The sequence below is a fragment of the Pseudomonas sp. 57B-090624 genome (assembly GCF_003234055.1).
Classification (GTDB): domain Bacteria; phylum Pseudomonadota; class Gammaproteobacteria; order Pseudomonadales; family Pseudomonadaceae; genus Metapseudomonas; species Metapseudomonas tohonis.
Genome location: NZ_QKRU01000146.1, coordinates 1 through 5,296 on the forward strand (window position 1 = coordinate 1; position 5,296 = coordinate 5,296).

2 tRNA genes and 3 rRNA genes are annotated in these 5,296 nt (G+C 52.3%); all 5 read right to left on the bottom strand.

The window, feature by feature from the left end:
* Positions 1-61: 61 nt before the first annotated feature.
* The 5 genes from rrf to DMX10_RS31765 all read right to left on the bottom strand — a co-directional run bounded on the left by rrf (position 62) and on the right by DMX10_RS31765 (position 5,246).
* Positions 62-177 (bottom strand): 5S ribosomal RNA (gene rrf / locus DMX10_RS31745).
* Positions 178-308: 131 nt separating this feature from the next.
* Positions 309-3,200, bottom strand: a 23S ribosomal RNA gene (locus DMX10_RS31750).
* A gap of 234 nt (positions 3,201-3,434) precedes the next feature.
* A tRNA-Ala gene (locus DMX10_RS31755) sits at positions 3,435-3,510 on the bottom strand.
* Positions 3,511-3,537: 27 nt separating this feature from the next.
* A tRNA-Ile gene (locus DMX10_RS31760) sits at positions 3,538-3,614 on the bottom strand.
* A gap of 95 nt (positions 3,615-3,709) precedes the next feature.
* A 16S ribosomal RNA gene (locus DMX10_RS31765) occupies positions 3,710-5,246 on the bottom strand.
* Together the 16S, 23S and 5S rRNA genes with 2 tRNA genes alongside form the textbook arrangement of a ribosomal RNA operon.
* Between the last annotated feature and the right edge of the window lie 50 nt (positions 5,247-5,296).

Here is a 5,296-nt window from a genome sequence, read left to right on the forward strand (position 1 = left end):
TTTCTGCGGCACAAAGTCAAACCCCCGACCTTCTGTCGAAGATCGGGGGTTTGGTATAGGTGCTTGACGATGACCTACTCTCACATGGAGAAACTCCACACTACCATCGGCGATGCATCGTTTCACTACTGAGTTCGGGATGGGATCAGGTGGTTCCAACGCTCTATGGTCGTCAAGCAATTCGGTTGGGGTATCGTCTGGGACGCGACCCCGAATGGGTATGTGATAAGGCTTTGCAAGTTCTGGCCAATTTTCGGCTAAGTCGACTTCACCTTATAACAACAATCGTCAGATTGTTTGGGTGTTATATGGTCAAGCCTCACGGGCAATTAGTATTGGTTAGCTCAACGCCTCACAGCGCTTACACACCCAACCTATCAACGTCGTAGTCTTCGACGGCCCTTCAGGGAGCTCAAGGCTCCAGTGAGATCTCATCTTGAGGCGAGTTTCCCGCTTAGATGCTTTCAGCGGTTATCTCTTCCGAACGTAGCTACCCGGCAATGCCACTGGCGTGACAACCGGAACACCAGAGGTTCGTCCACTCCGGTCCTCTCGTACTAGGAGCAGCCCCTCTCAAATCTCAAACGTCCACGGCAGATAGGGACCGAACTGTCTCACGACGTTCTAAACCCAGCTCGCGTACCACTTTAAATGGCGAACAGCCATACCCTTGGGACCGGCTTCAGCCCCAGGATGTGATGAGCCGACATCGAGGTGCCAAACACCGCCGTCGATATGAACTCTTGGGCGGTATCAGCCTGTTATCCCCGGAGTACCTTTTATCCGTTGAGCGATGGCCCTTCCATACAGAACCACCGGATCACTAAGACCTACTTTCGTACCTGCTCGACGTGTCTGTCTCGCAGTCAAGCGCGCTTTTGCCTTTATACTCTACGACCGATTTCCGACCGGTCTGAGCGCACCTTCGTACTCCTCCGTTACTCTTTAGGAGGAGACCGCCCCAGTCAAACTGCCCACCATACACTGTCCTCGATCCGGATGACGGACCAGAGTTAGAACCTCAAGCATGCCAGGGTGGTATTTCAAGGATGGCTCCACGCAGACTGGCGTCCACGCTTCAAAGCCTCCCACCTATCCTACACAAGCAGGCTCAAAGTCCAGTGCAAAGCTACAGTAAAGGTTCACGGGGTCTTTCCGTCTAGCCGCGGATACACTGCATCTTCACAGCGATTTCAATTTCACTGAGTCTCGGGTGGAGACAGCGCCGCCATCGTTACGCCATTCGTGCAGGTCGGAACTTACCCGACAAGGAATTTCGCTACCTTAGGACCGTTATAGTTACGGCCGCCGTTTACCGGGGCTTCGATCAAGAGCTTCGCTTGCGCTAACCCCATCAATTAACCTTCCGGCACCGGGCAGGCGTCACACCCTATACGTCCACTTTCGTGTTTGCAGAGTGCTGTGTTTTTAATAAACAGTCGCAGCGGCCTGGTATCTTCGACCGGCATGGGCTTACGGAGCAAGTCCTTCACCCTCACCGGCGCACCTTCTCCCGAAGTTACGGTGCCATTTTGCCTAGTTCCTTCACCCGAGTTCTCTCAAGCGCCTTGGTATTCTCTACCCAACCACCTGTGTCGGTTTGGGGTACGGTTCCTAGTTACCTGAAGCTTAGAAGCTTTTCCTGGAAGCATGGCATCAACCACTTCATCGTCTAAAAGACGACTCGTCATCAGCTCTCAGCATTAAGCGCCCGGATTTACCTAAGCACTCTGCCTACCACCTTAAACTTGGACAACCAACGCCAAGCTGGCCTAGCCTTCTCCGTCCCTCCATCGCAGTAACTAGAAGTACAGGAATATTAACCTGTTTCCCATCGACTACGCTCTTCAGCCTCGCCTTAGGGACCGACTAACCCTGCGTCGATTAACGTTGCGCAGGAACCCTTGGTCTTTCGGCGTGCGAGTTTTTCACTCGCATTGTCGTTACTCATGTCAGCATTCGCACTTCTGATACCTCCAGCAAGCTTCTCAACTCACCTTCACAGGCTTACAGAACGCTCCTCTACCGCATCACTTACGTGATACCCGTAGCTTCGGTGTATGGTTTGAGCCCCGTTACATCTTCCGCGCAGGCCGACTCGACTAGTGAGCTATTACGCTTTCTTTAAAGGGTGGCTGCTTCTAAGCCAACCTCCTAGCTGTCTAAGCCTTCCCACATCGTTTCCCACTTAACCATAACTTTGGGACCTTAGCTGACGGTCTGGGTTGTTTCCCTTTTCACGACGGACGTTAGCACCCGCCGTGTGTCTCCCATGCTCGGCACTTGTAGGTATTCGGAGTTTGCATCGGTTTGGTAAGTCGGGATGACCCCCTAGCCGAAACAGTGCTCTACCCCCTACAGTGATACATGAGGCGCTACCTAAATAGCTTTCGAGGAGAACCAGCTATCTCCGAGCTTGATTAGCCTTTCACTCCGATCCACAGGTCATCCGCTAACTTTTCAACGGTAGTCGGTTCGGTCCTCCAGTCAGTGTTACCTAACCTTCAACCTGCCCATGGATAGATCGCCCGGTTTCGGGTCTATTCCCAGCGACTAGACGCCCTATTAAGACTCGCTTTCGCTACGCCTCCCCTATTCGGTTAAGCTCGCCACTGAAAATAAGTCGCTGACCCATTATACAAAAGGTACGCAGTCACCCAACAAAGTGGGCTCCCACTGCTTGTACGCATACGGTTTCAGGTTCTATTTCACTCCCCTCTCCGGGGTTCTTTTCGCCTTTCCCTCACGGTACTGGTTCACTATCGGTCAGTCAGTAGTATTTAGCCTTGGAGGATGGTCCCCCCATATTCAGACAAAGTTTCTCGTGCTCCGTCCTACTCGATTTCACTTCTAAGATCCTTTCGCGTACAGGGCTATCACCCACTATGGCCGCACTTTCCAGAGCGTTCCGCTAAAATCAAAGAAGCTTAAGGGCTAGTCCCCGTTCGCTCGCCACTACTAAGGGAATCTCGGTTGATTTCTTTTCCTCAGGGTACTTAGATGTTTCAGTTCCCCTGGTTCGCCTCTTGCACCTATGGATTCAGTACAAGATACCTAGGTTATCCTAGGTGGGTTCCCCCATTCAGAGATCTCCGGATCAAAGTCTGTTTGCCGACTCCCCGAAGCTTATCGCAGGCTACCACGTCTTTCATCGCCTCTGACTGCCAAGGCATCCACCGTATGCGCTTCTTCACTTGACCATATAACCCCAAGCAATCTGGTTATTGTCTCTAACGTGAAGACGACATTCGCCGAAAATTCGCGCTTGAACTCGCAAATTTTACCTTGACTTGATTAATCACCAGTGAAAGAGATTAATCAGTCTACTTCTATCACATACCCAAATTTTTAAAGAACAGTTCTGGCGCAAAGACCAGAAATCAATGCCATTCTCAAGGCACTCATTTCTGAGCTTTCAGCGATTGCAGAGTGGATGGTGGAGCCAAGGAGGATCGAACTCCTGACCTCCTGCGTGCAAAGCAGGCGCTCTCCCAGCTGAGCTATGGCCCCTCGAAGACCTGCCACGCCCATGACAATTGGTGGGTCTGGGCAGATTCGAACTGCCGACCTCACCCTTATCAGGGGTGCGCTCTAACCAACTGAGCTACAGACCCAATCGTCTTACTCTCGGGTCTAACAACCCAATCGCTTTTCGCAAGTGAATCAAGCAATTCGTGTGGGAGCTTATGAAGAAGCTGATGTCTTCGATTAAGGAGGTGATCCAGCCGCAGGTTCCCCTACGGCTACCTTGTTACGACTTCACCCCAGTCATGAATCACTCCGTGGTAACCGTCCCCCTTGCGGTTAGACTAGCTACTTCTGGAGCAACCCACTCCCATGGTGTGACGGGCGGTGTGTACAAGGCCCGGGAACGTATTCACCGTGACATTCTGATTCACGATTACTAGCGATTCCGACTTCACGCAGTCGAGTTGCAGACTGCGATCCGGACTACGATCGGTTTTATGGGATTAGCTCCACCTCGCGGCTTGGCAACCCTTTGTACCGACCATTGTAGCACGTGTGTAGCCCTGGCCGTAAGGGCCATGATGACTTGACGTCATCCCCACCTTCCTCCGGTTTGTCACCGGCAGTCTCCTTAGAGTGCCCACCATAACGTGCTGGTAACTAAGGACAAGGGTTGCGCTCGTTACGGGACTTAACCCAACATCTCACGACACGAGCTGACGACAGCCATGCAGCACCTGTGTCTGAGTTCCCGAAGGCACCAATCCATCTCTGGAAAGTTCTCAGCATGTCAAGGCCAGGTAAGGTTCTTCGCGTTGCTTCGAATTAAACCACATGCTCCACCGCTTGTGCGGGCCCCCGTCAATTCATTTGAGTTTTAACCTTGCGGCCGTACTCCCCAGGCGGTCGACTTATCGCGTTAGCTTCGCCACTAAGATCTCAAGGATCCCAACGGCTAGTCGACATCGTTTACGGCGTGGACTACCAGGGTATCTAATCCTGTTTGCTCCCCACGCTTTCGCACCTCAGTGTCAGTATCAGTCCAGGTGGTCGCCTTCGCCACTGGTGTTCCTTCCTATATCTACGCATTTCACCGCTACACAGGAAATTCCACCACCCTCTACCGTACTCTAGCTCAGTAGTTTTGGATGCAGTTCCCAGGTTGAGCCCGGGGCTTTCACATCCAACTTGCTGAACCACCTACGCGCGCTTTACGCCCAGTAATTCCGATTAACGCTTGCACCCTTCGTATTACCGCGGCTGCTGGCACGAAGTTAGCCGGTGCTTATTCTGTCGGTAACGTCAAAACAGCAAGGTATTAACTTACTGCCCTTCCTCCCAACTTAAAGTGCTTTACAATCCGAAGACCTTCTTCACACACGCGGCATGGCTGGATCAGGCTTTCGCCCATTGTCCAATATTCCCCACTGCTGCCTCCCGTAGGAGTCTGGACCGTGTCTCAGTTCCAGTGTGACTGATCATCCTCTCAGACCAGTTACGGATCGTCGCCTTGGTGAGCCGTTACCTCACCAACTAGCTAATCCGACCTAGGCTCATCTGATAGCGCAAGGCCCGAAGGTCCCCTGCTTTCTCCCGTAGGACGTATGCGGTATTAGCGTTCCTTTCGAAACGTTGTCCCCCACTACCAGGCAGATTCCTAGGCATTACTCACCCGTCCGCCGCTGAATCATGGAGCAAGCTCCACTCATCCGCTCGACTTGCATGTGTTAGGCCTGCCGCCAGCGTTCAATCTGAGCCATGATCAAACTCTTCAGTTCAATACTGCTTGGGTTTTGAGAAAACCCTAAACTTGGCTCAGCAATCGCAA